Genomic DNA, 25545 nt, shown 5'->3' with positions numbered 1-25545 from the left:
GGCCCGGCGTCCCCCGGCATGCGCGCGGCCTCTCCGAGGAAGTCTGTGCCCGGTGCCAACGCGGATCCGGGCCGTTTGGAGGGATCCCACATGGACTGTGCCGCTTCAGGGTGTCGGACCACCTCCGCGTTGGTGGTTTCGGCAGGCTCAGCCGGCGTCGCGGAGGCTGCGCCAGGGGACGCCCAGCTCGCCGAGGAGCTCGCGCAGCAGCGGCAGGCTCAGCCCGACCACGCCGTGGTGGTCGCCCTCGATCCGCTCGACGTACGGCCCGCCGAGGCCGTCGATCGTGAACGCGCCCGCGACCTCCAGCGGCTCGCCGGTGGCGACGTAGGCGTCGATCTCGGCGTCGTCCACGTCGGCGAAGTGCACGGTGGTGGCCGACGACGCGCCGAGCGTGCCCCCGGTGCCGCCGTCCTCGGGGTCCCGCGCGTCCACCAGCCAGTGCCCCGTGTGGAGCACCGCCGCGCGGCCGCGCATCGAGCGCCACCGGCGCCGGGCGTCCGCCGCGTCGGCCGGCTTGCCCACGACCTCTCCGTCCAGCTCCAGCATCGAGTCGCAGCCGAGCACCAGCGCGGAGACCTCGTCCTCGACGCGGCGGGTCACGGCCTCCGCCTTGCCGCGGGCCAGCACGAGGACGGCGTCGGCGGGCCCCAGGCCGTCGCCGTCGCCTTCGAGGCTCGCGCGGGCCGCGTCGAGCGCCGCGGGCTCGTCGACGTCGGACACGACGACCTCGGGCGTGACGCCCGCGGCCGCGAGGGTGGCGAGGCGGGCGGGGGACCGGGAGGCGAGGACGAGGGTGACGGTCGCTGATGCAGGCACGGTGGGCACCCTAGCGACCGGGTCAGCCGTGTGCATCAGCCCGTGTGCATCAGCCCGTGTGCAGAAGCAGGGTCGACACGATGAGCACGATCGGCGAGGCCACCGTCGTGACGAGGATCGTGTCGCGCGCCAGCATCTCGCCCGTACGGAAGCGGGCCGCATAGTTGTACACGTTCTGCGCGACGGGCAGCGCCGCGAGCACGACCGCGGTCGCGACCTGCGCCTCGTCGAGGCCGAACGCGTACCGCGCGAGCGCGAACGCGACGGCGGGCATGACCGCCGCCTTCAGCACGCACGCCACCACCACCGCCGTGCGGCCGCCGGCCTGCTGGAACGGTCGCGACCCGTGCAGCGACATCCCGAAGGCGAGCAGGATCATCGGCACGGCGGCGCCGCCCAGGATCTCGAGCGGGGCGAGCACCGGGGCGGGCACGCGCCATCCGGTGAGCGAGACCACGGCGCCCGCGAGCGAGCCGAGGATGATCGGGTTACGCACTGGCTGGCTCAGCACGAACCGCACCGACACCCGGCCCGAGGTCTGTGCGTCGAGCACCAGCAGGGTGACGGGAGCGAGGATCAGCAGCTGCAGCAGGATCACCGGCACGACGGCGGCCGGGTCGCCGAGCACGTACACCGCCACCGGCAGGCCGATGTTGTTGGCGTTGACGTACCCGGCGGAGACTGCGCCGATCGTGGCCTCGGCCGCCGGGCGGCGCAGCCACAGCAGGTTCACGGCCACGAAGACCCCGGCCATCGCCACGGCCGCCAGGGCCTGCACCAGCAGCGGGGCCTGGAACAGCTCCCCGACGTCGGCGTCCGCGATCACCGTGAACAGCAGCGCGGGGCTGGCGACGAAGAAGCCGATCCGGTTCAGCGCGGTGCGGGCGTCAGGCCCGCCGAGGCGCAGGCGGGCCGCGACGTAGCCCACGGCGATGACGACGCCGATGATCGCGAAGCCGGTGAGGATCCCTTCCATGCCTGACGCGTCCCGTGCGCGCGGGCGTCAGGCGAGCGGGTCGCGCAGGGCGCCGGTGAGCACGTCCAGGCCGACCGAGCCGAGGCTGAGGGCCCGGGCGTGGAACGCCCGCAGGTCGAACTCCTCGCCGCGGCCCTGCGCCGCCGACCACGCGTCGTCGCGCGCCTGCTCCCACAACCGCTGGCCCACCTTGTACGACGGGGCCTGCCCCGGCCAGCCCAGGTACCGGTTGAGCTCGAACCGCACGAAGGACTCGGGCATGTTGACGTTGGCCTTGAGGAACGGCCAGGCCTTCTCGGCGTCCCAGACCCCGCCGCCCCACTCCGCGGGGGCCGGCTTGCCCAGGTGCACGCCGATGTCCAGCACCACGCGGGCGGCGCGCATCCGCTGCGCGTCGAGCATGCCGAACCGGTCGCCCGGGTCGTCGAGGTGGCCGAGGTCGGCCATGAGGCGCTCGGCGTACAGCGCCCAGCCCTCGCCGTGCCCGGAGACCCAACACATCAGGCGGCGCCACGAGTTGAGGGTGTCGCGCGCGAGGACGGTGGCCGCGCACTGCAGGTGGTGGCCCGGCACGCCCTCGTGGTAAACGGTCGTCTTCTCGCGCCAGGTGTTGAACTCGGTGACGTCGGCCGGCACCGACCACCACATGCGGCCGGGGCGGGAGAAGTCGTCGCTCGGCGGCGTGTAGTAGATGCCGCCGGTCTGCGTGGGGGCGATGCGGCACTCGATGGTGCGCACGGGGCCCTCGATGTCGAAGTGGGTGCCGGCGAGGTCGTCGATCGCGGCGTCGGCAGTCTCCTGCATCCAGCGACGCAGCTCGTCGGTGCCGTGCAGGGTGCGCGACGGGTCGGCATCGAGGGCGGCGACGGCGTCGGCCACGCTCGCGCCCGGGCCGGCGAGACGCTGGGCCACCGACTCCTGCTCGGCCACGATGCGGGCCAGCTCGTCGAGGCCCCACTCGTAGGTCTCGTCCAGGTCCACCGTCGCGCCCAGGAACTCGCGCGAGAACATCGCGTAGCGGTCGCGGCCCACGGCGTCCCGCTCCGGCGCCTGCGGCGCGAGGTCGCGCTCCAGGAAGTCGGCCAGCCGCGCGTACGCGGACCGGGCGGCGTCGGAGCCGCGCTCCAGCTCGGCCCGCACCAGGCTGCACGCCGACGACTCGTCGAGCACGGCCTCGGCATCCTCGCCCCGCACGAGACTGCGGAAGAAGGAGCCCTCCCCGGCGAGCTCGCGGGACTGGGAGACCCCCTCGCGGACCTGGCGGATCGCGGCGACCTGCCCGCGGCGCGCCGCCTCCGTCAGCGACGCGACGTAGCCGTCGATCGCGTCCGGGATCGAGTTCAGCCGGGCGGCGACGTTCTCCCATGCCTCCACGCTGCCGGTGGGCATGAGGTCGAAGACGTCGCGCAGCTGCTGCACGGGCGACTCGATGTTGTTCAGGCTGGCCAGCGGCTCGCCCGCGTCGTGCAGCTCGAGCTGCAGCCCCACGCGCTCGCGCATCGCGGCCAGGGTGACGCGGTCGACGTCGTCTCCGGCTCCGCCGTCGCGCTCCGCGGAGTCGAGCTCGCGGAGCACCGCGCGGTCCGCCTCCGCTCGGGCCTCGTGCCCGGCGGGAGACAGGTCGGTCATGCGGTGGTCGTGACCCGGCAGGCCGATCGCGGTGGCGAGCATCGGGTCGAGCTCGGCGGAGCGGACGACGTACGCGTCGGCCACGGCGTCGATCGCGGAGGGCGTGCGGGGCGTGGTGGGTGGGGTGCTCGAGGTCACGCGTGCAGCCTAGGGCGTGCCGCTGGGTCGTTCGCGTGATTTCGCTGCGGGTCTTGCCGCCGCGCGGCCAGATGGCGAGAAGCTGGGCGCCGTGGAGTCCGAGCCCACGCTCACCACCGTGCACGTGGACCATCGCAAGCTCGGGCGGGCCGCCATGGCGCGGCTGGTCGCGACGCTCCGGGCGGAGCCGGACCCGGCGCCCCTCGCGGAGCCGCTCAACACGATTATCTGCCGGAGTTCCACCGGGCCGCCTGGGAGGCCGCCACCGCGGCGTGGGCCAAGGGCGGCGGCGACACGATCCGCGACGAGTACGAGAAGGCGCTCGCCGACAGCCCGGAGTGGCGGCCGGGGTGACAGCCGGAGTGACGGCCGGGATGACGAGCCGGGTGCAAGTGCGGCCGGGCGGGGGCGCGAGACGCCCGCGCCCGCCGCGGGTCGAGGCGCTAGCCTCGACCACCGTGCACGAGGACGTGAAGAACACCGCCCCCGACCTGCAGCCCCGACCGTGGCGGGTGGTGGTCGCGCCCGACTCGTTCAAGGGCAGCGCCACGGCCACCGAGGTGGCCCAGGCGCTCGCTGCGGGGGCCCGGGCTGCGCTCGGCGAGACCGCCGAGGTGCTCGCAGTGCCGTTCGCCGACGGGGGCGAGGGCACGCTCGACGCGATCCTCGGGGCGTGGGGCCGGGCGCCGCGCACCTGCGACACCACCGATGCGTTGGGGCGCCCGACGACGGCCCGATTCGGCGTCTCGCCCGACGGCCGCACGCTCGCCGTCGAGGCGGCGGAGGCGTACGGGCTGCCGAAGGTGTCCGACGTGCCGCTGCGCCCTTTGGACGCGACGAGCCGCGGCGTGGGCACCGTCGTGCTCGCCGCCCTCGACGCCGCGCCGCAGGCCGAGGAGGTCGTGCTGTTCGTGGGCGGGTCCGCCTCCACCGACGGCGGCGCCGGCCTTCTGCACGCGCTCGGGGCGAGCCTCCTCGACGCCGCGGGCGAGCCGGTGCCCCCGGGCGGCGGCGGCCTGCGCGACCTGGCGACCATCGATCTCGACGCGCTGGACCCGCGGGCCCGCGCGCTGCGCTGGCGCATCGCGTGCGACGTCGACAACCCGCTGCTCGGGCCGCGCGGCGCCGCCGCCGTCTTCGGGCCGCAGAAGGGCGCGTCAGCCCGCGACGTGACGGCGCTGGAGCACGGCCTGGCGCACCTGGCCGACGCGCTCGCCGCCGTCACCGGCGACGACGCCCGCGACCTGCCCGGTGTGGGGGCCTCCGGCGGGCTGCCGGTCGGGCTGTCGGCCGCACTGGGCGCCGAGCTCGTACCCGGCGGCGCGCTCGTCGCCGACGCCGTGGGGTTGGCCGATGCCCTGGTCGGCGCGGACCTCGTCCTCACGGGGGAGGGGCGGCTCGACGAGCAGTCGCTGCACGGCAAGGTCGTGGACACCGTGGTGCGCCTCGCGGACGGCGGGGCGGACGGCGGGGTGGCGGTCGTCGTGGTCGCCGGCGACGTCGAGCTCACACCCGCGCAGGTCGCGGGCGCGGGCATCGCGGCCGCGTTCTCGATCGCGCCCGGCCCGCGCACCCTCGCCGAGCTGTCGCGCGACGCGCTGATGGAGCTCGAGCGCACGGCCGCCCATGCCTGCCGGCTCTTCGCGGCGGGGCGCGCCGCGCGCTGAGCCGCGGCGCGTCGTCGACGCAGTGCCGGGTCAGCGTCCGGCGGGAACCGGCCTCAGCGGCCGGCGCGCCGGCGCACGGCGTCGGCCCAGTCCCGGTGGTAGCGCACCACGATCGTGTCGGTCTCCGGCGCCCACCAGACGGCCACGGGGTCGCCGTCGCGCGGCGGCAGCGGTGCGTCGTCGCCGCGCACCAGCAGCGAGTACGCCTGCTCGGCCGTGCCGGCGGCGGGGTCGTCCGTCGGGTAGGACACGACGCCGCTGATCAGGAGGCCGGAGTTGGTCGTGCGGCCGTTCACCGCGACCGTGCCCGTCGTGGACCGCGCGCCGGCGGCGAACGCCGTCGCCGCGCGGGCGTCGGCGGCGCGGCGCTGGTCGTCGCGGTAGCGCACCAGGGCGGCGACGGCGGTGACCATCAGCCCCGCGAGCACGCCCATGAACAGCCAGAGCTCGACCTCCCCGGACGGGTTCTCGATGGTACGCCGCAGTACGTACAGCCCGGCCGTCACCACGAGCGCCGGCGCCCACAGCCAGCGGCGCAGCCAGCCGGGACGCGGCGGCGTGGGCAGCTCGGTCAGCGGGGCGTCCGCCCCGTCGGCGCTCTCCACCTGCTGCCAGACGACGCTCACGAGTGCAGGCTCCAGCGCCACGCGTCCGCGTTGTGGCGGCCCCACCGGCCGCCGAAGTTCTTGGCCGTGACGCCGGCCCCGTTGCCGCGCACCGTTCGCGCGCGGTTGGTCCACTCCTCGACGGGCGCCTCGTCGTCCGGCAGCCCGCTCGCCGACGCGACGGCCGCGAGCCCGGCCACCAGCGCGGCGACCTCGACGTCGTCGGGCCGGCCGCGCACCACGCGGACCTCGCGCGTCATCGGGCACCCCCCAGCGGGTCGTCGTCGGGCTCGTCGTCGTCGCCCTCGTCGGCGCCGAAGTCCACCGCGGCGCCGCGTGACGTGGCCCACTCCGCCACCTCGTAGCCGCCGTCGAAGAGCCGCTGCGCGACGTCGTTCCCGGCCTCGTCGAGCAGCTCCACGACCCCGTCGAGGGTCATGCTCGCGCCCGGCGCCGGGTCGGCGACGACGAACCCGAGGTAGAAGACCTCGGCGGGCACCGCGCCCTCGGGGGTGTCGTGCGCGTGCTCGGGCTCCTCGTCCTCCTCCGCCTCCCACACCGAGCTGGTGAGGTCGGGATGCATCCCGAGGCCGTCGTGCAGCGCGTCGAAGACGGCGGCGTTGAGCTGGCCCACCCGGCTCTCCAGCGCGAGCACGCGCGGGTCCTCGTCCGCCTCGGCGGCGCCGAACTCGGCGCGCACGCCGACCGCCGTCTGCACGTACTCGTGCAGCGCCTCCGCCAGCGCGTCGACCGCGCGGTGCATCGGTTCGGGTTGCACCGACCCCAGCGGGGCCGGTCCGTGCGTGGCGTCCTCGTGGCTCATTCAGACATTCTCTCTCGGTTCCTGAGCCTGTCGACGGACGACAGGCTCAACCAGCGGGCCCGTCACAGGGGGATGTTGCCGTGCTTCTTGGGCGGCAGGCTGGCGCGCTTGGTGCGCAGGGCCCGCAGGGCGCGCACCACCTGCACGCGCGTCTCGGACGGGCGGATCACCGCGTCCACGTAGCCGCGCTCGGCGGCGTCCCACGGGTTCACGATCGCGTCCTCGTACTCCGCGACGAGCCGCGCCCGCTCCGCCTCGACGTCGCCGCCGGTCTCGGCGACCTCCTTGAGCGCCGAGCGCTGCAGGATGTTCACCGCGCCGCTCGCGCCCATCACCGCGACCTGCGCCGTCGGCCAGGCGAGGTTCACGTCGGCACCGAGCTGCTTGGACCCCATGACGATGTAGGCGCCGCCGTACGCCTTGCGCGTGATCACCGTGATGAGCGGGACCGTGGCCTCGGCGTACGCGTAGATGAGCTTGGCGCCGCGACGGATGATGCCCTGGTGCTCCTGGCCCACGCCGGGCAGGAAGCCGGGCACGTCGACGAACGTCAGGACCGGCCGGTTGAACGCGTCGCAGGTCCGCACGAACCGGGCGGCCTTTTCGGCGGCGTCGATGTCGAGGGTGCCCGCCATGGACAGCGGCTGGTTGGCGACGATGCCCACCGATTGACCCTCGACATGCCCGAAGCCGATCAGCACGTTCTGCGCGAACAGCGGCTGCACCTCGAGGAACGAGTCGGGGTCGAGGACGGTCTCGACCACTGCGCGCATGTCGTACGGCTGGTTGTCGCTGTCGGGGACGATGACGTCGAGCGCCTCGTCGTCGGCCGTGACCTCCAGCGGGGTCTCGTCCTCAGGCGGGAACGCGGGGGCGTCGCCGAGGTTGTTCTGCGGCAGGTAGCCCACGAGGTGGCGCACGTAGTCGATCGCGTCGTCCTCGTCGGCCCCCAGGTAGTGGGCGACGCCGGACTTCGAGTTGTGCGTGCGGGCCCCGCCCAGCGTCTCGAAGTCCACGTCCTCGCCGGTCACCGTGCGGATCACGTCCGGGCCGGTGATGAACATGTTCGACGTGCCGTCGGCCATGACGATGAAGTCGGTCAGGGCGGGGGAGTAGACGGCGCCGCCCGCGCTGGGGCCGAGGATGAGGGAGATCTGGGGGATCACGCCGGACGCCGCCACGTTGCGCCGGAACATCTCCGCGAACTGGGTGAGCGCGGCAACGCCCTCCTGGATACGCGCGCCGCCGCCGTCGGAGATGCCGATGATCGGCGCGCCGGTGCGCAGCGCCAGGTCCTGGACCTTGGCGATCTTCTCGCCGTGCACCTCGCCGAGGGACCCGCCGAAGACGGTGAAGTCCTGGCTGAACACGCACACCTGGCGGCCGTCGATCGTGCCGTGGCCCGTGACGACGCCGTCGCCGGCGACCCGGCGCCTGTCGAGGCCGAAGTTGCGGCTGCGGTGCATGGCCAGCGCGTCGAGCTCGACGAAGCTGCCCTCGTCCAGCAGTGCGTCGATGCGTTCGCGCGCCGTCTTCTTGCCGCGGGAGTGCTGCCGGGCCCGGGCGTTCTCCTCGGCGTCGGTGACGGCCTCGGCCCGGCGGCGATCCAGGTCGGCGAGCTTGGCGGCCGTGCCGGAGGGCTGCGGGTCGGCTGCGGTGGTGGCATCGTTCACCCGACCGACCCTAGTTGGTGGGTTGCCACGGATCGATGCGCGACAGGCTGCGGGGAGGCTCCGTTCTTTGGTGGGACCCGACAAAGCGCGAGCGGTGCGGCACCATCGTGCCGTGACCTGTGACCGCCGCGCCCCGTTGGACGTCCACGCCTTGCGCCGCGACCTGCTCGCGCCGTCGGGACCCCTCGCCCGACTCGACGTCGTCGAGGCCTCCGCGTCGACGAACACGGACCTGGTGGCGGCCGTGGGCCGCGCGCCGGGCGACTGGCCCGCCCCCGCCGCGCTCGTGGCGGAACACCAGGTGGCCGGCCGCGGGCGGGCGGGCCGCGCGTGGCAGGCGCCGCCGCGGGCGGCGCTCACCGTCTCGGTGCTGGTGCGCCCCCGCCTGCGCCCCGCGGCGCTGGGCTGGGTGCCGCTGCTCGCGGGACTGGCCGTGGTGCGGGCGGTGGGCGACGGGGCCGTCGCCCCGGGGGCCCGGGTGAAGTGGCCGAACGACGTGTTGCTGCCCGCGCCGACCGAGGCGCCCGGCCTGGGATTCTTCCGCAAGGTGGCGGGCGTCCTCGCGGAGGTGGTGCCCGGGAGCACCGCCGTCGCCGGGGCGCCGACCGCCGTCGTGGTGGGCGTCGGGCTCAACGTGGACCAGACCGCCGCGGAGCTGCCCGTCCCGACCGCGACGTCGCTGGCGCTCGGTGCCGGTGCCGGTGCGGGAACCGGGGCCGACCCGGACCGCGGCGCGCTGCTCGCCGCGCTGGTCCGCGAGCTGGTGGACCTCGTCGGCCGGCTCGAGGCCGCGGGCGGCGACGCCTCCGCGGCGGGGCTGGCGCAGGAGTACGCGGCCACGTCGGCCACGCTCGGGACGCGCGTGCGAGCCGAGCTCGCGGGCGGCGGCGAGGTGGTCGAGGGCACGGCGGCCCGTGTCGCGGACGACGGCGCGCTGGTGATCGCGACCGCCGACGGCGAGCGGACCGTGACCGCCGGGGACGTGCACCACCTGCGCACCCGACCGGCGGAGCGGGGCTCCCAGCCGGGGTACAGCGGGTTCTCACCGCAGTAGACGCTGGCTACAGTGGGGGCGTGACGAGCGATACCACGACGGGACCCGATCTGCCGACCGACGACGCGGCGGACGCCCCGGGCTCGGGTGCCTCGGTGCGCCGGGTCACCCGCGGCGACGAGCCCCGGCGGGCAGGGGACACGGCAGCGCGGCTCGACGAGGAGATCCTGGGCGGCCCGCGGCGGTACACGCTGTCGGACCTGGTCGAGGGCACGGGCCACTCCCGGGAGTTCATCGAGCACTACTGGCGCTGGCTGGGGCTGCCGGTCACCCATCCGACGGAGGTCTGGTTCACCGACGCGGACATGCAGGCCCTGCGCGAGATCGGCGAGCTCGTGGATTCCGAGCGGCTGGACGAGCAGGCGCAGATGACGCTGATCCGCTCGCTCGGGCATACCACGGACCGGCTGGCGCTGTGGCAGGTGGAGGCGTTCGTCGAGCACCTGAGCCGGCGCGACGGCCTGGACGACGTCAGCGCCCGGCTCGCCGCGCTGGATCGCATGCCCGACCTGACCGAACGGCTCTCCCGGCAGCTCGAGCACGCCTGGCGGCGCCAGCTCGCCGCCCTCACGGGCCGGCTGGCCACGGAGTTCGGCGGCGCCCGCGGCGCGACGGAGGCGCAGGACGACGAGCTGCCGCTACCCCGCGCGGTGGGGTTCGCCGACATCGTCTCGTTCACCAAGCGCACCGCTGGCCTCGGCTCCCAGGAGCTGTCGGAATTCGTGCAGCTCTTCGAGTCGCGAGCCCGGGACGTCATCACGGAGGCGGGCGGGCGCGTGGTGAAGACCATCGGCGACGCCGTGCTGTTCGTGGCCGACGACGTCACGACGGGCGCCGAGGTGGCCCTCGGCCTGGCCGCGCCGCACGCCACGGAGGCCGAGATCCCCGTGCGGGTCGGGTTCGTGTGGGGGCGGGTGCTGTCGCGGTTCGGCGACGTCTTCGGCTCGGACGTGAACCTCGCCTCCCGGATCACCGAGCTCGCCGAGCCCGCCACCGTGCTGGTCGACCCGCACACGGCGTCGCTGCTCGCGTCGTCGTCCCGCTACGCGCTCACGGCCCAGCCGACGCAGGAGGTGCAGGGCCTCGGCGAGATCACGCCGGTGCGCCTGCAGCGCGCGTACACGGGCTCCTGAGCCGTCGGGGCCGAAGTGCCTGATGACGCCCTGACTACGAGGCGTCGCTGCGTACCACGCGCAGCCCCCGGCCCCCGGCCGCGAGGGTGTCGAGCGCCCTCTCGCTCGCGTCGTCGGCCGGCAGCAGCAGCTCGATCCGCAGGTGTTCGCCGCTGGCGGGCACCAGGACCTGCGGCTCCACGCGCAGCGGCCCGGCCGCGGGGTGGTCCAGCCGGAGGACGGCGCTGCGACCTCGGTCGGCGAGGGGTCGCGCCCACCGCTGCGTGAACGCGGCGCCCGCGAGCACGGTGAGCGCGTCCACGAGCTCCGCCAGCACCGGGTCGGACGGGACGGACCCGCGCTGCAGGTCCGCGACAACCCGGTCTGCGACGGCCTCCCAGTCGGGGAAGAGGGCGCGGGCGCGCGGGTCGGTCAGGACGGCGTGCGCCACGGTCGGCTGCGCGGGCGCGGTGTCGAACAGCCCCGCCGGGGCGAGGAGCGCGCGGTAGGCGGGCGTGCACGCGAGCACCGCGCCGAACCGGTCGAGGAGCACCGCGGGCGCCGGAGCGAGGCGGTCCAGGACGGCGCGGGTGCCCGCCGGGACATCGTCGCCGGAGGTGGTGGCCAGGCAGGTGCCGGTCCCCAGTGCGTCCTTGGAGGCGAGCAGCAGCACCCGCCGCTCGTCGTGACCCAGGCGGAGCGCGTCGGCCAGCGCACCGACCACCGCGGGGGACGGGCGCCGGTCGCGGCCCTGCTCCAGCCGGGTGAGGTACTCGACGCTCACGTCGGCGAGCACCGCCAGCTCCGAGCGGCGGAGCCCCGGGGTCCGTCGCCGCCCGCCCGGGGGCAGGCCCACGTCCCGCGGGCCGACCGACTCTCGGTACCCGCGCAGCAGGGAGCCGAGGTCGCGGTCGATCCGGTCGCTGTCGTCGGTCATGCGGCCAGCGTAGGCGCGCCTCCCGGCGCGAGGGTGGCCCTGCCACGGCCAGTCTCGGCGCGGCCTCCCCACTGCGCGGCGCACGGGCGACGGTGGTCGACGTCGGACGCCGACCGGGCGCCGCACCACCGGCTCGCACACGAGGGGAACCGCCATGGACCTGGGACTGCAGGGACGCACCGTCGTCGTCACGGGGGCGTCGGGAGGGATCGGGCGGCACGTCGCCGCGACGTTCGGCGCCGAGGGCGCGCACGTCGTCGTCACGTACCGCGAGTCGAAGGACGACGCGGCGCGCGTCGCCGAGGAGATCGGCGACCGGGCGCTCGTCGTCCGCTACGACCAGGACGAGGAGGGCGCGGCCGAGGGGCTGCGCGACGCGGCCCTGGCATGGACTGGGCGCGTGGACGTGCTGGTCAACAACGCCGTGTCGTGGGGCGGGACCGCGCCGGAGGCCGCGGCAGGTTTCGAGCACGCGCCGGACGACGCCTGGGTGCCGACGCTGCGCTCCAACATCGAGGGCGCGGTGCGGCTCACGCGCGCCGTCGCGCCGACGATGCGCACGCAGCGGTGGGGTCGCCTCGTGCACCTGTCGTCGAGCCTCGTGAACGACGGCGCCGAGGGCACCGAGTACTACGCGACCGCCAAGTCCGCGCTGCACGGCTTCAGCCGCACCATCGCGTCCTCGCTGGGCAGGGACGGCGACATCCTGTCGAACGTCGTGCTTCCGGGGCTGACGCGCACGGTGCGCAACGGCGGGATCGTCGAGGCGTTCGGCGACGCCCAGGCCGCGCGCGCCCCGCTCGGCCGTCTGCTCGACGCGCGGGAGGTCGCGAACTCGATCGTCTACCTGGGCTCGGCCGCCAACACGGGGATCACGGGCCAGGCCGTCTCGGTCTCCGGGGGCGCGTGACGCCGTCGGGCGCGTGACGCCTCAGCCACGGCCCGTGGTGACCACGTCGGGGTCCCGCGGGTCGGGGTCGGGGTCGAGCAGCGAGGGGCGGTTGTTCTGCACCGACCCCACGGCGTCGCCGACGGGGCGGGTGGCCATGCCGACCTGCGGGCCGGTGACGATGCCCATCGCCTGCTCGGCGCCGACCGCCGGGTCGAGCCACGCGTCCCACGACGCGCGCGGGAGCACCACGGGCATGCGGTCGTGGATGCGCTCGAGGTCGGACGACGCGGCCGTGGTGATGACGGTCGTCGAGACGAGCCAGCGGTCGGGGTCGTCATCGGCCTTGGACCGGTCGCGCCAGAACTCGTAGAGGCCCGCGAGGGCCGCGAGGCCGCCGTCGTCCGGGTGGATCCAGTAGGGCTGCTTCGGGACCTTGGCGCGGGTAGGGGCGCCGTCGGGCAGGTCCAGCTTGCGCCACTCGTAGTAGCCGTCCGCGGGCAGCAGGCAGCGCCGCGCCGCGAGGGGCTTGGCGAACGTCGACTTGTCGAGCAGCGTCTCGGTGCGGGCGTTGATCATGCGCGCGCCCACCGACGGGTCCTTCGCCCACGACGGGACGAGGCCCCAGCGCGCGACCTGCAGCGTGCGCGTGATCTCGCCGGTACTGCCGCCCTCGAGACGCTTCGGGCGTTCGACGACGATCCGCACCGGGTCCGTCGGGGCCACGTTCCACGAGGCGGGCAGGACGCGTGCGTCCTCGGCGATCTCGGCGACGGCGAGGTCGTCGGCGATGTCCTGGGCGTCACGGAAGGACGCGTAGCGGCCGCACATGGGTCCATCGTGACGCATCCCACCGACAGTCGCGGGGCCTTGGGCGGCCAACTCCCTGGGCGGCGTCGTATCGATTCGATAGGATGGCGGCCATGCCCGCTGAACCCGCGACGTCCCCGCGCGCCCGCTCGCCGTACCGCTGGGTGCTCATGCTCGGGGCGCTCGCCGCGCTCCCGGCGTTCACCGTCGACATGTACCTGCCGTCGCTGCCCGAGGTGGCGGTGGACCTGGGTTCCACCGCGTCCTTCGCGCAGCTCTCGGTGTCCGTGATGCTCGTCGGCGGCGCCCTGGGTCAGCTCACGATCGGGCCGCTCTCCGACCGCTTCGGGCGGCGGGCGCCGCTCATGTGGGGGCTGGCCCTGCACGTCGTGACCTCGCTGCTGTGCGCCATCGCGCCGAACATGACGATCCTCATCGTGCTGCGCCTGCTGCAGGGTTTCTTCAACGCCGCGTGCGGCGTCGCGGCCATGGCGGTCGTGCGCGACCGCTTCGTCGGGGCCGAGGCCGCCCGCATCCTGTCGCGCCTCATGCTCGTCATCGGCGTCGCGCCGATGCTCGCGCCCACCTTCGGCTCCGCGGTCGCGGCGGCCGCCGGCTGGCGCTGGGTCTTCGGCTTCCTCGCCCTCGCGGGCGTCGCGATGGCATTCGTCGTCTCGCGCTTCATGCCCGAGACGCTCCCCGTCGAGCGCCGGCAGGGCGGGGGCGTGCGCAGCATCTTCGCCGGCTACCGCACGCTGATCAAGGACAAGCAGTTCATGGCGCTCGCGGTCATCCCCGGGCTGGGCCAGGCCGTGCTCATGAGCTACGTCGTCGGCTCGCCGTTCATCTTCCAGCAGGGCTACGGGCTGACGCACGGGCAGTTCTCCCTGCTGTTCGCCGCCAACGGGCTGGGCCTGGTCCTGTCCGCGCAGGTGAACGCGGCGCTGGTGCGCCGCGTCGCCCCGATCCGCCTGCTGCGCGCCGCGCTCGCGATCCAGGGGGTCGTCGCGATCGGCCTGCTGGCCGTGGCGCTCACCGGGGCCGGGGGGCTGATCGGCCTGCTCGCTGTGCTGTGGTTGGTGCTCGCCTTCCAGGGACTGATCCCCGCCAACGCGTCGGCGATCGCGCTGTCGCGGCACGGCGAGCGCGCCGGGTCGGCGGCGGCCGTCATCGGCGCCGTGCAGTCCGGCGTCGCGGGGCTCGTCTCGCCGCTGGTCGGCGTCCTGGGCGGCGACGTCGTCGCGATGTCGTGGGTGATGCTCGCCGCGCTGGCAGGCGCGCTGGCCGTGCTGGGGTTCGCCACCCCGGCCTACCGCCGCGACGGCTGGGTCAAGCTGGCGTGAGCGGTCGCCGTCAGGCGAAGCCGAACACCGGCCCGAAGGCCACGACCACCACCGCGGCCCACACCGCGTAGACCGGCAGGAACTGCGTCTGCCAGCGGCCGAGCGCGCCGAACGGCGCCCGGTCGCGCAGGAAGGCGAGCTGGAGCCATCCCGAGCGCGCCAGGTGCACCAGCAGCAGGAGGTTGAGGCCGAGGGCCGCGACCTTGTTGGGGCTGAACCCGAACTCCGCGATGCGGGTGAGCATCGCCGTCAGCGCGACCGCGTCGACGGCGAGGGCGGCCGCGACGAGCAGCAGCTGCAGGCCGTCGAACCAGCCCGCCCGGGCGAGCGAGTCACGCGCCGAGATGGAGTACAGCAGCAGGCACAGGACCAGCACGAGGATCGCGTCCATGAGGATGAGCAGGTCGCGGTCCGCGGCGGCGAGGTCCCCCGCGCCGACCAGCACGACCAGCGTCACCAGCAGCATCACAGTGGTCAGGGGCGTGAAGACGCGGGTGAGCACCGGGGCGATGTTCTCCACCACGTCCTGCTTGGCCTCGACGAGCCAGGCGCCCACCACGACCGCGCCGGGCACCGCGAACGGCAGGATCCACTGCTCCAGCGCCGGCTCGATGTCGACGCCGACGAGGCCGAGAGTCGCGGCGGTGAGGCCGACGAGCACGCCGCCGCCGAGCGCGAGCAGGGTGACGTAGACGGCGAGCTCGCCCGTGAAGCGGGCGAAGTCCATGCGGGGCTCCTCGGCGCGCCACCGGCCGCCGACGTACGCGACGCCGACCAGGGCCCACAGCACGACCGGCGCGTGCAGGGCGGCGAGCAGCACCGTGGAGCCCGCCGGGTCGTACGGGTACACGTTGAGCACGACGGCGAGGAGGGCGAACGGGATCAGAAGCGCCCCGACCGCCCGCCAGGTGAGCCGCCGCTTCCACGCGAAGTAGCCGGCCAGGAACGGCGCGGTCAGGAGGGGAACGTTCCGGAGCAGCACGGTGTCGTCGTGGAACGCGGCGAGCCCGACCTTGGCGGCGATCCCGGCGCCGACGGCGAGCGCGAGGACGACGGCGAGCTCGCGCCACGCCGGCGCGTGCTCCTCGGCGGGGCCGTCCGGCACGAGCACGAGCTGCTTCCAGAGCCGCTCGGAGTGCTCGCGGGCGAACTCGCGCGAGACGGCGTCGAGGTTGCCCATCCGGCGGACGGCCACGAGGAACGCCTCGTCGTCGTCGAGCCCGGTCGCCGTCAGGTCGGCGACCTGGCCCCGCAGGTGGTCCTCCATCTCGTCCACGTCGGCGGCCGAGATGGCCCGGCTGCGCTGCACGTAGGAGCGCCACTGGTCGATCTGCGCCTCGAGCTGCGCGTGCTCCTGCTCGTGGTCGCGCATCACGCCCACCCCTCCGCCGTCGTCCCGAGAACCGGCCCGGCGGGCGGCGCCTGCGCGGCCTTCCATACCTGCTGCAGGACCTCGGCGACGACGGACCACTGCTGCTGGCGCTCGGCCAGCGCGTCACGACCCGCAGCCGTGATCGCGTAGTGCTTGCGTCGGCGGCCCGCCTGGGACGTGCCCCACGACGCGACGACGAGGCCGAGCCGCTCGAGGCGGTGCAGGAGGGGGTAGAGCATCCCGTCGGTCCATTCCATGCGGCCGCCGGAGAGCTCGTTCACCCGCTTGCCGATCGCGTAGCCGTACGACTCGCCGTCGGCGAGGATCCCGAGGACCAGCGGGGTCGCGGAGGCCGCGACGAGGTCTTTGTCGATGTGCACGACCCACCCCATGTCTAGATCTGCTAGGGGTGTCAAACCTAGCAGATCTAGGTGTGTCGTGAAGCGGAGAGACCGGCACTTCTCGCGCGAACGCGCTGCTCACGGCCTATGCTCGCGCTGTGCGGACCCAGCCCCGGCACGCGCCGAGCATCGCCTCGCATCGCGTCGTCCGCTCGATCGCCCTCGTCGTCACTGCGGTGCTGGCGTTCGGCGCGGCGGCCGCGGTCGCGACGTTCCTCGACCTGCGCTCCCAGATCGGCGTGTCGGACGTCGACGCCCTGCTGGGCGACGACGGGAACCGGCCCGCGGTGGCGGAGGACCCGGACGACCCGTTCGCCGGCAAGGCGCTGAACATCCTGGTCATGGGGACCGACTTCCGCGACGAGGCCAACGCCGAGATCGCGGGCGCCGGCGACGAGTTCCACTCCGACACGACGCTGCTGGTGCACATCTCGGGCGACCGCAGCCGCATCGAGGCCGTCTCGATCCCGCGCGACTCCCTCGTGGACATCCCGTCGTGCCCGCTGCCCGGCGGGGGCGAGACCGCGTCGCAGTCGAACGCGATGTTCAACACGTCGTTCACGCTCGGCGGCGGGCCCGACAAGGACGTCACCGGGGCCGCGGCCTGCACCATCCACACGGTGGAGGAGCTCACCGGGGTGCCGGTCACCGACCACGTCGTCGTCGAGATGACGGGCGTGATCGGCGTCGTCGACGCCATCGGCGGCGTCACCATGTGCCTGCCCGAGCCGGTCAGGGGCGAGCGCGTCGACCTCGACCTGCCGAAGGGCGAGCAGAAGCTCGACGGCTACACGGCCATCAACTTCCTGCGGGCCCGCAAGGGCGAGGGCATGGGCCTGGAGATCGGTAGCGACCTCAAGCGGATCGAGCGCCAGCAGGCGTTCTTCGACGCGACGATGCGCGAGGTCCTGTCGCAGAACGTCATCACCGACTCGCCCCGCCTGTACCGGATGGTGCGGGAGATCCTCGGCGCGATCTCCACCAGCCCCCAGCTCGCGAGCCCCACGGCGCTCGCGGGCCTCGCCTGGAGCATCCGCGACCTCGACCCGGCGCAGATCGTGTTCACCTCCGTGCCGGTGGTGAACGCGCCGAGCGACCCCAACCGGGTGGAGTGGACCGCGGAGGCCGAGGCGGTCTGGGAGCGGATCATCGCCGACGACGCGCCGCCGGGCAGCCCGGAGCCGACGGCTGGCGGCACGACGAAGCCGACCGACGCCACCGCCGTCGAGGACGAGGTCCCCTCGCCCGACGCGGGGGACGACGGGGGGGCCGGCACGCCGTCCTCAGACCCGTCGCCCAGCCCGACGCTGCTGCCCGGCGTCTGCGCCTGACGCGCTTTTCGCTGGTTGAGGCTGTCGAAACCACGGGGGTCTCGACAGGCTCGACCGGCGACGACGGGGTCAGGCCTGCGGGAGCGCGCGGCGGGCCTCGGTGCGCAGGGCCTGCGATACCCGGTCCAGCACGGACGAGCGCAGCTTCCACTGCTGCAGGTAGATCGGGACGTCCACGACGGCGTCGGCGTCGAGCAGCCGCACGCCGCCGCGCCCGCCGGCCCGGACCTCCAGCGCGTCGCCGAGCAGCGGGAACCGCGCGTCCGGGCCGGGCAGCGGGCCCCACATGCCCCAACCGAGGCCGCGCCGGATCGCGTCGAGGTACTCGGACGTGCTCGGCACGTGGTGCCGCGGCGGGTCCGGGACGGCGGCGCCGGCGGTGGCGGCGCGCTCGCGCAGCCAGAGGTCCTGCAGGTCGTCGGCGCGGTTGAACACGATCATCGGGGCGCGGTCGAGGGCCTCGAGCGTGGGGCCGTCGGGGAACCACCGGTCGACGACGTGCCGGGCGGCGGCGGGGCGGTACCGGGTGATGCCGAGCGGCACCGACGTGCACCCCTGCACCGGTTCGCGCTGGGACGTGATGGCGGCCATGACGACGCCGGCGGGCAGCAGGTCCACGGTGCGGTCCTGGTCCTCGCGGTAGAGGTCGAAGGACACGTCCTCCACCCGCGCGAGCGCGGGCATCACCCAGGTGGCCAGCGAGTCGGCGTTGACGGCGAGCGGCACGGTCACCGGGCGTGGGGGCGGGGCGTCGTCGCCACCCGAGGCCTCGGCCTGCGGGCCGAGCTCGCGGGAGGCCTCCGCGCCGAGCAGCTCGACCTGGCGGGCGAGGCGCAGCAGGGTGCGGCCCGGCTCGGTCGGCGCGACGGGGCGGGTGCGGCGTACCAGCACGGACCCCGCCGCGTTCTCCAGGGCGCGCACCCGCTGGCTCACCGCGGACGGCGTGACGTGCAGGGCGTGGGCCGCGGCCTCGAACGACCCCTCCGTGACGACGGCGGCCAGGGCCTCGAGCTGTCGGGAGTCCCATCTCATCCCGCCACCCTAGATGAAGCGAGGCTTCATCAGATGAAGAAACAGTAGATGGACTTCATCTGCCCGGCCCGCCTACCGTCGACGCGTGCTCACCGTCCTCGCCGGCCTCGGCTTCGGCCTCTCCCTCATCGTCGCCATCGGCGCGCAGAACGCGTTCGTGCTGCGCCAGGGCGTGCGACGCGAGCACGTGGGCGTGGTCGTCGCGGTGTGTGCGGCATCCGACGTGCTGCTGTACACCGCGGGCACCGCGGGGCTCGGCGCCCTCGTCGTGAGCCACCCGGCCGTCGTCGAGGCCGCCCGCTGGCTGGGCGCCGCCGTCGTGCTCGGGTACGGGGCGCTCGCGGCGCGGCGGGCGTGGCGCGGGGAGGAGGCCGGCCTGGAGGCCGCGTCGTCCGGGGCCGCGCCCGACGCCGGGCGCCGGCTGCGGCCCGTGCTGCTCACCGCCCTCGCGCTCACCTGGCTCAACCCGCACGTGTACCTGGACACGATCGTGCTGCAGGGCTCGCTCGCGGCCTCGCACGGCGACCTGCGCTGGATGTTCACCGCCGGCGCAGTCGTCTCGAGCGTGCTGTGGTTCGTCGGCCTCGGCTACGGGGCCCGCCTGCTGGCACCGGTGCTCGCGCGGCCGGGTGCGTGGCGCGTCGTGGACGGCATCGTCGCGGCGATCATGGTCGTCGTCGCGGTCACCCTCCTGGCGCCCGTCGGTTGAGCCCGTCGAAAGCCGGTGTCGACAGGCTCAACCAGCGGCGGGGGAGAGCCGGTGGAGCCGCCCGACCGCGTCGCGCAGCACGTCCTCGCGCTTGACGAACGTGAACCGGACGCGGGAGGCGAGCGCGTCGGCCGTGGCCGAGCCGGCGCGGCAGAACGCGGAGACCGGCACGCCCACGACGCCGGCGAGCTCCGGCAGCCGGCGGCACAGGTCGTGTCCGTCGGGGAAGCCGAGCGGGCCGCCGTCGGCCACCACGAAGTACGTGCCCTGGGGGACGACGACGTCGAAGCCCGCGGCGGTCAGCCCGTCGCACAGCAGGTCGCGGCGCGCGGCGAGCGAGGCCGCGAGCGCGCGCGGGGCGTCGTCGTCCGCGAGCGCCAGGGCGATGGCGGGCTGGAACGGCGCGCCCGACGTGTAGGTGAGGAACTGCTTGACCGTCCGCACCGCCGTGATCAGCTCGGCGGGGCCGTGCACCCAGCCGACCTTCCAGCCCGTGAGGCTGAACGTCTTGCCGCTGGAGGAGACGGTGAGGGTGCGCTCGGCCATGCCGGGCAGCGTGGCGATCGGCACGTGCACGGCGTCGTCGAAGACGAGGTGCTCGTAGACCTCGTCGGTGAGCACCACGGCGCCGGCATCGCGCGCGACGGCGGCGACCTGCTCCAGCTCGGCCCGCGTGAGCACCGTGCCGGTGGGGTTGTGCGGGGTGTTGACCACGATGAGCCGCGTGCGCGGTCCGACCGCGGCACGCAGCGCGGCGGCGTCGAGCCGCAGGCCCTCGGCGGTGAGCGGCACGGGCACGTGCGTGGCGCCGGCCAGCGCGATGCTCGCGGCGTGCGAGTCGTAGTACGGCTCGAGGGTGACCACCTCGTCGCCCGGGCCGGCGAGGGCGAGGATCGACGCGGCCAGTGCCTCCGTGGCGCCGGTGGTGACCAGCACCTCGGTGTCCGGGTCGACGTCGAGGCCGTAGTGGCGGCGCTGGTGGTCGGCGATCGCGCGGCGCAGCTCGGGCACGCCGTCGCCCGGCGAGTACTGGTTGCGGCCCGCGTCGATGGCGTCCTTGGCCGCCTGTTTGATGTACGCGGGGCCGTCGACGTCGGGGAAGCCCTGGCCGAGGTTGATCGCGCCGGTGCGCGCGGCGAGCGCCGTCATCTCCGCGAAGATCGTCTGCGCGACGGCGCCGTCGGGCGAGAGCAGGCCCGTCGCGCGGGCGACGTCGTGCCAGCGGCCGGGCGGGGGAGTGAGCGGCGCTGTCGGCATGGTCGGCATGGTCGGCATGGTCATCGACGATAACCGCACGGGGTGGATGCGGTAGGGGCGTCCGGCTATGGTAGTGACCAGATATATCAATCTGGTCACTAAGGAGTCCTCCGTGCCCCGCCCGCTCGTCCCGGACCGCCGAGCCCGCATCCTCGACGCCGCCCGCGCGCTGATCCTCGAGCACGGCTGGCAGCGCACCACGGTCGCGGACGTCGCCGCGCGGGCCGGGATCGGCAAGGGTGCGGTCTACCTGGAGCTGCCCGGCAAGGCGGCGATCCTCGACGCCGTGCTGCGGCGCAGCACCCGCGCGCTCACCGCCGAGGTGCATCGACGGGTGCTCGACGCCCCCGGCCTGGTCGACCTGCCGTCCGTCTACCGGTTCGGCGTCGAGGCGCTGCTGGCCGACCCGCTGATGCGCGCGCTCTGGCTGGGCGACGACGCCGTGCTGGGCGAGCACGTCCGGGAGGTTGCCGCGTCCGGCGAGGGCCGCTACCGGGACCGGTTCGACTGGCTGACGGCGTACGTCGCGCGGCTGCAGGACGCCGGGGTCCTCGACGCCGCGGTGCCGCGCGAGACCGTCGTGCGCGTGCTCGCCGTCTTCACCGTCGGGCTCGTGCACGCCCCGGGCACCCTCGGCGCCACGACGGACGCGCAGCTGCGCGACGCCGTCGCGCTGTTCGCCGACCTCGTCGGCCACGGGCTCGCAACCGGCCGGCCCGCCGACACCGCCGCCGCCCGCGCGGCGCAGCTGGACCTGCTCGCCCGCCTCGACCACCAGCTCGACCAAGCGGAGGATCCCGCATGACCGACATGACTGACCCCACCGAGACCACCGCCGACCCCGCCGGCGACGCCGCCGACGTCTTCGCCCGGTGGTCCGACCTCACCGTCTCCGGCGGCCCCGTGCGGGCGTACCGCGCGGGCGACACCGGCCCGCCGGTGCTGCTGCTGCACGGCGGGATGCTGGACACCGCACGGGGCGTGTGGCGGGCGGTGGCGCCGCGGCTCGCCGTCGACCACCGCGTGCACCTGGTCGACCTGCCCCGTCACGGCGGGAGCCGCCCGTGGCCGGGGCTCCTCGACGACGCCTTCTACCGCCGCTTCCTCGGCGACCTGCTCGACGCGCTCGACCTGGAGCACGCGGCGCTCGTCGGGCTCTCGCTGGGGGCCGGCGTCGCCGTCGGGTACGCCCTGGACCACCCGGAGCGCGTCGACGCCCTGGTGGCGATCGGGCCCGGCGGGATCGGCGCGCGGCGCAAGGCGCAGCTCCTCACCTGGCTGGCGCTGCGCGCGCCGGGCCTGATGCGGCTCACCAGCCGGTACCTGGCCCGGCGCCCCGCGCTGGTGCGGCGGTCGATGGTCGACAACCTCACCGCGGGGGAGGGCACCGACGGCTTCGAGGAGATCGTCGCGCTGGCGGTCGAGGAGGCGCGGGCGAAGGCCGCGCACGGCGAGCCCGCCCTCGACGACTGGATGGCCCGCGCCTACGGGCCGTTCTCCATGGCCGTGGACCGCATCCCCGAGCTGCCGGGCCTGCGCGTGCCGAGCCTGTGGGTGCGCGGCGACGCCGACCCGCTCGTGGGGCACGAGGAGCTCGCGGCCGCCGCCGCGGCCGCGCCGGGCTCGCAACTGTTCACGATGCGAGACGCCGGCCACATCGTGACCTACGACCGACCCGAGGAGACGACTCGGCTGGTCAGGGAGTTCCTCGCGCACGCGATCCGGTAACGCTCCCGGGGCGCCGGACAGGGTTGTCCACAGGTCGGCGCCGCGCCATTGCCCGGGACCCTTATATTGGTGCCGCCTTGCCGCCGCCGCACCGTCGCGGCACCACGAGAGGGAACAGATCAGTGTCGATCGACACGGTGGCGCCGACCGCCGCACCCGCCATCCTCGAGCACGAGGTGCGCGAGCTGGTGCGCCGCCGCGCCATCGACCCCGTCCGCGACCGGGCGGGGCTCGAACGGCTCGTCGCGGAGGCCGCTGCCGACTACACCGAGCGCGCCACGCGCGGCCTGGTCCCTCCGCTGGTCGACCCGCACGACGCCGTCCGCGCCGTCGTCGACGCCCTCGGCGGGCTCGGCCCGCTGCAGAAGTACCTCGACGACCCCGAGGTCGAGGAGGTCTGGATCAACACCCCGGCCAAGGTGTTCGTCGCCCGGCGCGGTGTCCCGGAGCTCACGACGACGATCCTCACCGCCGCCCAGGTGCGCGACCTCGTGGAGCGGATGCTCAAGGCGAGCGGTCGCCGCCTGGACCTGAGCAGCCCGTTCGTCGACGCGTCGTTGCCCGGCGGGGAGCGCCTGCACGTGGTGATCCCGGACGTCACCCGCGAGCACATGGCGGTGAACATCCGCAAGCACCTGGTGCGGGCCGACCACCTCGACCACCTGGTGCGCCTCGGTTCGCTCACCCCGCACGCCGCCGCATTCCTCGACGCCGCCGTCCGGGCCGGGCTGAACGTGCTCGTCTCGGGGGCCACGCAGGCCGGTAAGACCACCATGCTCAACGCGCTCGCCGGCTCGATCCCCGCGGGGCAGCGGGTGGTCTCGTGCGAGGAGGTCTTCGAGGTGCGGTTCGCCGCCCGCGACCACGTCGCCATGCAGTGCCGGCAGCCCAGCCTCGAGGGCACCGGAGAGATCCCGCTGCGCCGCCTGGTCAAGGAGGCCCTGCGGATGCGCCCCGACCGCATCGTCATCGGCGAGGTGCGGGAGGCCGAGAGCTTCGACATGCTCGTTGCCCTCAACGCGGGTATTCCCGGGATGTGCACGGTGCACGCCAACTCGGCCCGCGAGGCGGTCACGAAGATGTGCACGCTGCCGCTGCTCGCGGGGGAGAACGTGTCCGACCGCTTCGTCGTGCCGACCGTCGCGTCGGCGATCGACCTGGTGGTGCACCTGGACGTGTCGTCGGACGGCGCCCGGCAGGTGCGCGAGGTCGTCGCCGTGACCGGCCGGGTCGAGGCCGACCGGGTCGAGACGGCAGGCATCTTCCACCGGCTCCCCGCCGAGCAGGGCGGGGACCTCGTGCGCGGGGACGGGTTCCCGCCGGGCGAGGAGCGCTTCGCGCGGGTGGGGATCGACGTGCGGTCCATGTTGGCCGGGAGTCGCTGATGGGGGTCGTGGTCGGCCTGCTCCTCGGCGCGGGCCTGGTGTGCGTGTGGCTGTCCTTCTGGGAACCGGCGTCGCGGCCGGTGCGCCGGGACGGGCGCAGCGCCGCCGTGCAGGACCTGCTCGTCCAGGCGGGCGCGCCGTCGGTGACGCCGGCTGCCCTGTGGTGGCTGAGCGCGACGACCGGGGTCCTCATCCTGCTCGCCGGTCTGGCGCTGACGCGTTCGCCGGCGATCGCCGCCTGCTTCGCCCTGATGGCGGCCGTCGCCCCGGAGACCCTCGTGCGGGTGCGGGCGCGCAGGCGGCGCCGGGACCTGCGGGACGTCTGGCCGGAGGTCGTCGACCACCTCGCCTCGGGGGTGCGGGCCGGCCTGTCCCTGCCCGAGGCCGTGGCGCAGCTGAGCGAGCGGGGGCCGGCCGAGCTGCGCGAGCCCTTCGCGCGCTTCGCGGCGGACTACCGGGCCACGGGCCGCTTCGGCGAGTGCCTCGACCTGCTCAAGGCCCGCCTCGCGGACCCGGTGGCCGACCGGATCATCGAGGCGTTGCGGCTCACGCGGGAGGTGGGCGGCACCGACCTCGGCCGGCTGCTGCGCACGCTGTCGTCCTTCCTGCGCGAGGACACCCGCACCCGCGGCGAGCTCGAGGCACGCCAGTCCTGGACGGTCAACGGCGCCCGCCTGGCGGCCGCGGGGCCGTGGGTGGTCCTGGCGTTCCTCGCGACGCGGCCCGAGACGGCGCAGGCGTACAACTCGCCGGCCGGGGTGGGCGTGCTCGCGGCGGGCGGCGCGACGTCCCTGGTCGCGTACTGGCTGATGCGCCGCATCGGCCGGCTGCCGGAGGAAGGGCGGGTGCTGCGGTGAGCGGCGACTGGATCTCCGCGCCCGGCGCCCTGATCGGGCTCCTCGGGGGCCTCGGCCTGCTGCTAGTGGTCTCCCGCGTCCGCGCGCGCCGCATGACGCTCGACGAGCGGCTCGCCCCGGCCCTGCGCCCCCGCGACGCCACCTCCGGCCTGCTGCGCGACCAAGCCACGCACACCCCGTTCCCGGTGCTCGAACGCCTGCTCGCCCCGTGGATCGCGGACGCCGCGCACTGGTTCGAGCGGCTCGGCTCCACGCGCGCCGACGTGCGCCGCCGCCTGGACCGGGCGGGTTGGTCGGAGAGCGTCGAGGCGTTTCGCGCGCGCCAGGTGGTCTCCGCCGCGCTGGGCCTCGCGGCCGGGCTGGTGCTCGCGCTCCTGCTCGCCGCGACGCGCGGGTCGTCGCCGGTGCCGTTGGCGGCCCTCGTCCTGCTGTGCGGGGCGACGGGGTTCGTCCTGTGCGACCAGTGGTTGAGCCGGGCCGTGCGGCGCCGCGAGGAGCTGATGCTGGCCGAGTTCCCGACGATCGCCGAGCTGCTCGCCCTGGCTGTCACCGCAGGCGAGGGGCCGGTGCCCGCGCTCGAACGGGTGGCGTCCACGGCCCGGGGCGAGCTCTCCGGCGAGATCGGCGCCATGCTCGCCGACGTACGCGCCGGCGCGCCGATCGCGGCCGCCCTGACCTCGATGGCCGACCGCACCGGCCTGCCTTCGCTCACACGCTTCGCCGAGGGCGTCGCCGTCGCGCTCGAGCGCGGCACCCCGCTCGCCGACGTGCTGCGCGCCCAGGCGCAGGACGTCCGCGAGTCCGGCCGCCGCGCGCTCATGGAGGCTGGCGGGAAGAAGGAGGTCGCGATGCTCGTCCCGGTCGTCTTCCTGATCCTGCCGATCACCGTCGTGTTCGCCGTCTTCCCGTCCCTCGCCACGCTCAAGATCGGCCTGTGAGCCGTGCGTCGTGACCCCGATCCCGCCGCGCAGGCGCGGCACCACCCGAAAGGACCGACC

Annotated in this window: 25 protein-coding genes; 12 read left to right on the top strand and 13 right to left on the bottom strand. The window is 74.8% G+C overall.

The genetic code is table 11. The annotated features are described in order from the left end of the window. Positions 1 to 147: 147 nt before the first annotated feature. Genes AC1C2V_RS00505 through AC1C2V_RS00495 form a run of 3 tightly spaced genes read right to left on the bottom strand, consistent with a single transcriptional unit; the run spans position 148 to position 3562 of the window. Complete coding sequence (locus AC1C2V_RS00505) at positions 148 to 819, bottom strand: Maf family protein (protein ID WP_495387617.1); 672 nt, start codon at positions 817 to 819, stop codon at positions 148 to 150. A 49-nt stretch (positions 820 to 868) separates the two neighbouring features. Beyond that, positions 869 to 1795 (bottom strand): AEC family transporter, encoded by a 927-nt coding sequence (locus AC1C2V_RS00500; protein WP_495387616.1) that lies wholly within the window; start codon positions 1793 to 1795, stop codon positions 869 to 871. A 27-nt stretch (positions 1796 to 1822) separates the two neighbouring features. Then, positions 1823 to 3562: a DUF885 domain-containing protein gene (locus AC1C2V_RS00495; RefSeq protein WP_495387615.1), complete on the bottom strand. Its 1740-nt coding sequence runs from the start codon at positions 3560 to 3562 to the stop codon at positions 1823 to 1825. Positions 3563 to 4020: 458 nt separating this feature from the next. Between AC1C2V_RS00495 and AC1C2V_RS00490 the strand changes: the two genes are divergently transcribed. After that, positions 4021 to 5229 carry a glycerate kinase gene (locus AC1C2V_RS00490; RefSeq protein WP_495387614.1) on the top strand — a complete coding sequence of 403 codons (1209 nt, stop codon included), beginning with the start codon at positions 4021 to 4023 and terminating at the stop codon, positions 5227 to 5229. 53 nt (positions 5230 to 5282) lie between these two features. On the opposite strand, the gene AC1C2V_RS00485 is transcribed toward AC1C2V_RS00490, so the two are convergent. The 4 genes from AC1C2V_RS00485 to AC1C2V_RS00470 form a co-directional block, all read right to left on the bottom strand. Continuing rightward, the gene (locus AC1C2V_RS00485; protein ID WP_495387613.1) at positions 5283 to 5855 is read right to left on the bottom strand and encodes a hypothetical protein; all 573 of its coding nucleotides are present in this window, start codon (positions 5853 to 5855) and stop codon (positions 5283 to 5285) included. Beyond that, positions 5852 to 6094: an acyl-CoA carboxylase epsilon subunit gene (locus tag AC1C2V_RS00480; RefSeq protein ID WP_495387612.1), complete on the bottom strand. Its 243-nt coding sequence runs from the start codon at positions 6092 to 6094 to the stop codon at positions 5852 to 5854. The genes AC1C2V_RS00485 and AC1C2V_RS00480 overlap by 4 nt, the downstream gene beginning before the upstream one ends. Continuing rightward, entirely contained in the window at positions 6091 to 6657 is a 567-nt protein-coding gene (locus AC1C2V_RS00475; RefSeq protein ID WP_495387611.1) for a hypothetical protein, read from the bottom strand. The genes AC1C2V_RS00480 and AC1C2V_RS00475 overlap by 4 nt, the downstream gene beginning before the upstream one ends. A 62-nt stretch (positions 6658 to 6719) precedes the next feature. Continuing rightward, positions 6720 to 8330: an acyl-CoA carboxylase subunit beta gene (locus tag AC1C2V_RS00470; protein WP_495387610.1), complete on the bottom strand. Its 1611-nt coding sequence runs from the start codon at positions 8328 to 8330 to the stop codon at positions 6720 to 6722. Between the two features lie 112 nt (positions 8331 to 8442). On the opposite strand from AC1C2V_RS00470, the gene AC1C2V_RS00465 reads away from it, so the two are divergent. Both AC1C2V_RS00465 and AC1C2V_RS00460 read left to right on the top strand, forming a co-directional pair. Then, the gene (locus tag AC1C2V_RS00465; RefSeq protein ID WP_495387609.1) at positions 8443 to 9384 is read left to right on the top strand and encodes a biotin--[acetyl-CoA-carboxylase] ligase; all 942 of its coding nucleotides are present in this window, start codon (positions 8443 to 8445) and stop codon (positions 9382 to 9384) included. A gap of 20 nt (positions 9385 to 9404) precedes the next feature. Beyond that, positions 9405 to 10517, top strand: coding sequence for an adenylate/guanylate cyclase domain-containing protein (locus AC1C2V_RS00460; protein WP_495387608.1), 1113 nt, complete (start codon positions 9405 to 9407; stop codon positions 10515 to 10517). A 34-nt stretch (positions 10518 to 10551) separates the two neighbouring features. Here the strand turns inward: AC1C2V_RS00460 and AC1C2V_RS00455 are convergent, their stop codons facing one another. After that, complete coding sequence (locus tag AC1C2V_RS00455; protein ID WP_495387607.1) at positions 10552 to 11433, bottom strand: helix-turn-helix transcriptional regulator; 882 nt, start codon at positions 11431 to 11433, stop codon at positions 10552 to 10554. Between the two features lie 154 nt (positions 11434 to 11587). Between AC1C2V_RS00455 and AC1C2V_RS00450 the strand changes: the two genes are divergently transcribed. Further along, positions 11588 to 12343 (top strand): SDR family NAD(P)-dependent oxidoreductase, encoded by a 756-nt coding sequence (locus AC1C2V_RS00450; protein ID WP_495387606.1) that lies wholly within the window; start codon positions 11588 to 11590, stop codon positions 12341 to 12343. Positions 12344 to 12364: 21 nt separating this feature from the next. Here the strand turns inward: AC1C2V_RS00450 and AC1C2V_RS00445 are convergent, their stop codons facing one another. Further along, a complete protein-coding gene (locus AC1C2V_RS00445) occupies positions 12365 to 13153 on the bottom strand; it encodes an SOS response-associated peptidase (RefSeq protein WP_495387605.1) in 789 nt (262 codons plus the stop codon). 92 nt (positions 13154 to 13245) lie between these two features. Between AC1C2V_RS00445 and AC1C2V_RS00440 the strand changes: the two genes are divergently transcribed. Next, positions 13246 to 14475, top strand: a complete 1230-nt coding sequence (locus AC1C2V_RS00440) for a multidrug effflux MFS transporter (RefSeq protein WP_495387604.1) — start codon at positions 13246 to 13248, stop codon at positions 14473 to 14475. Between the two features lie 10 nt (positions 14476 to 14485). Here AC1C2V_RS00440 and AC1C2V_RS00435 read toward each other — a convergent pair whose 3' ends face one another. Further along, positions 14486 to 15847 carry a permease prefix domain 1-containing protein gene (locus AC1C2V_RS00435; protein WP_495388416.1) on the bottom strand — a complete coding sequence of 454 codons (1362 nt, stop codon included), beginning with the start codon at positions 15845 to 15847 and terminating at the stop codon, positions 14486 to 14488. After that, positions 15847 to 16227, bottom strand: a complete 381-nt coding sequence (locus AC1C2V_RS00430) for a PadR family transcriptional regulator (RefSeq protein ID WP_495387603.1) — start codon at positions 16225 to 16227, stop codon at positions 15847 to 15849. The genes AC1C2V_RS00435 and AC1C2V_RS00430 overlap by 1 nt, the downstream gene beginning before the upstream one ends. Before the next feature lie 119 nt (positions 16228 to 16346). Here AC1C2V_RS00430 and AC1C2V_RS00425 point away from each other — a divergent pair, with 119 nt between their 5' ends. After that, positions 16347 to 17579, top strand: coding sequence for an LCP family protein (locus tag AC1C2V_RS00425; protein WP_495387602.1), 1233 nt, complete (start codon positions 16347 to 16349; stop codon positions 17577 to 17579). Between the two features lie 69 nt (positions 17580 to 17648). Here the strand turns inward: AC1C2V_RS00425 and AC1C2V_RS00420 are convergent, their stop codons facing one another. Then, on the bottom strand, positions 17649 to 18611 hold the full coding sequence (locus AC1C2V_RS00420; RefSeq protein ID WP_495387601.1) for a LysR family transcriptional regulator ArgP: 963 nt from the start codon (positions 18609 to 18611) through the stop codon (positions 17649 to 17651). A gap of 85 nt (positions 18612 to 18696) precedes the next feature. Between AC1C2V_RS00420 and AC1C2V_RS00415 the strand changes: the two genes are divergently transcribed. Continuing rightward, positions 18697 to 19320, top strand: a complete 624-nt coding sequence (locus AC1C2V_RS00415) for a LysE/ArgO family amino acid transporter (RefSeq protein WP_495387600.1) — start codon at positions 18697 to 18699, stop codon at positions 19318 to 19320. Between the two features lie 27 nt (positions 19321 to 19347). Here AC1C2V_RS00415 and AC1C2V_RS00410 read toward each other — a convergent pair whose 3' ends face one another. Beyond that, on the bottom strand, positions 19348 to 20586 hold the full coding sequence (locus AC1C2V_RS00410) for a pyridoxal phosphate-dependent aminotransferase (protein WP_495387599.1): 1239 nt from the start codon (positions 20584 to 20586) through the stop codon (positions 19348 to 19350). A gap of 103 nt (positions 20587 to 20689) precedes the next feature. On the opposite strand from AC1C2V_RS00410, the gene AC1C2V_RS00405 reads away from it, so the two are divergent. The 5 genes from AC1C2V_RS00405 (at position 20690) to AC1C2V_RS00385 (ending at position 25485) form a co-directional block, all read left to right on the top strand. After that, complete coding sequence (locus tag AC1C2V_RS00405; protein WP_495387598.1) at positions 20690 to 21382, top strand: TetR/AcrR family transcriptional regulator; 693 nt, start codon at positions 20690 to 20692, stop codon at positions 21380 to 21382. After that, positions 21379 to 22305: an alpha/beta fold hydrolase gene (locus AC1C2V_RS00400; protein WP_495387597.1), complete on the top strand. Its 927-nt coding sequence runs from the start codon at positions 21379 to 21381 to the stop codon at positions 22303 to 22305. Before AC1C2V_RS00405 ends, AC1C2V_RS00400 begins: the two co-directional genes overlap by 4 nt. 122 nt (positions 22306 to 22427) lie before the next feature. Then, entirely contained in the window at positions 22428 to 23690 is a 1263-nt protein-coding gene (locus tag AC1C2V_RS00395) for a TadA family conjugal transfer-associated ATPase (protein ID WP_495387596.1), read from the top strand. Then, positions 23690 to 24547, top strand: coding sequence for a type II secretion system F family protein (locus tag AC1C2V_RS00390; protein WP_495387595.1), 858 nt, complete (start codon positions 23690 to 23692; stop codon positions 24545 to 24547). The genes AC1C2V_RS00395 and AC1C2V_RS00390 overlap by 1 nt, the downstream gene beginning before the upstream one ends. Further along, positions 24544 to 25485, top strand: coding sequence for a type II secretion system F family protein (locus AC1C2V_RS00385; RefSeq protein ID WP_495387594.1), 942 nt, complete (start codon positions 24544 to 24546; stop codon positions 25483 to 25485). Before AC1C2V_RS00390 ends, AC1C2V_RS00385 begins: the two co-directional genes overlap by 4 nt. Positions 25486 to 25545 lie beyond the last annotated feature (60 nt).

This window comes from Isoptericola sp. Y541 (genome assembly GCF_059445465.1).
The sequence above is the reverse complement of the archived record's forward strand: the minus strand, read 5'-3'. Positions and strand labels throughout refer to the sequence as shown.

What these genes read in the sequence shown, in the direction of transcription:
- AC1C2V_RS00445 (WP_495387605.1), bottom strand. Translation starts at nt 13,153, where the DNA reads ATGTGCGGCCGCTACGCGTCCTTCCGTGACGCCCAGGACATCGCCGAC.
- AC1C2V_RS00480 (WP_495387612.1), bottom strand. Translation starts at nt 6,094, where the DNA reads ATGACGCGCGAGGTCCGCGTGGTGCGCGGCCGGCCCGACGACGTCGAG.
- AC1C2V_RS00455 (WP_495387607.1), bottom strand. Translation starts at nt 11,433, where the DNA reads ATGACCGACGACAGCGACCGGATCGACCGCGACCTCGGCTCCCTGCTG.
- AC1C2V_RS00475 (WP_495387611.1), bottom strand. Translation starts at nt 6,657, where the DNA reads ATGAGCCACGAGGACGCCACGCACGGACCGGCCCCGCTGGGGTCGGTG.
- AC1C2V_RS00450 (WP_495387606.1), top strand. Translation starts at nt 11,588, where the DNA reads ATGGACCTGGGACTGCAGGGACGCACCGTCGTCGTCACGGGGGCGTCG.
- AC1C2V_RS00410 (WP_495387599.1), bottom strand. Translation starts at nt 20,586, where the DNA reads ATGCCGACCATGCCGACAGCGCCGCTCACTCCCCCGCCCGGCCGCTGG.
- AC1C2V_RS00500 (WP_495387616.1), bottom strand. Translation starts at nt 1,795, where the DNA reads ATGGAAGGGATCCTCACCGGCTTCGCGATCATCGGCGTCGTCATCGCC.
- AC1C2V_RS00390 (WP_495387595.1), top strand. Translation starts at nt 23,690, where the DNA reads ATGGGGGTCGTGGTCGGCCTGCTCCTCGGCGCGGGCCTGGTGTGCGTG.
- AC1C2V_RS00420 (WP_495387601.1), bottom strand. Translation starts at nt 18,611, where the DNA reads ATGAGATGGGACTCCCGACAGCTCGAGGCCCTGGCCGCCGTCGTCACG.
- AC1C2V_RS00400 (WP_495387597.1), top strand. Translation starts at nt 21,379, where the DNA reads ATGACCGACATGACTGACCCCACCGAGACCACCGCCGACCCCGCCGGC.
- AC1C2V_RS00440 (WP_495387604.1), top strand. Translation starts at nt 13,246, where the DNA reads ATGCCCGCTGAACCCGCGACGTCCCCGCGCGCCCGCTCGCCGTACCGC.
- AC1C2V_RS00435 (WP_495388416.1), bottom strand. Translation starts at nt 15,847, where the DNA reads ATGCGCGACCACGAGCAGGAGCACGCGCAGCTCGAGGCGCAGATCGAC.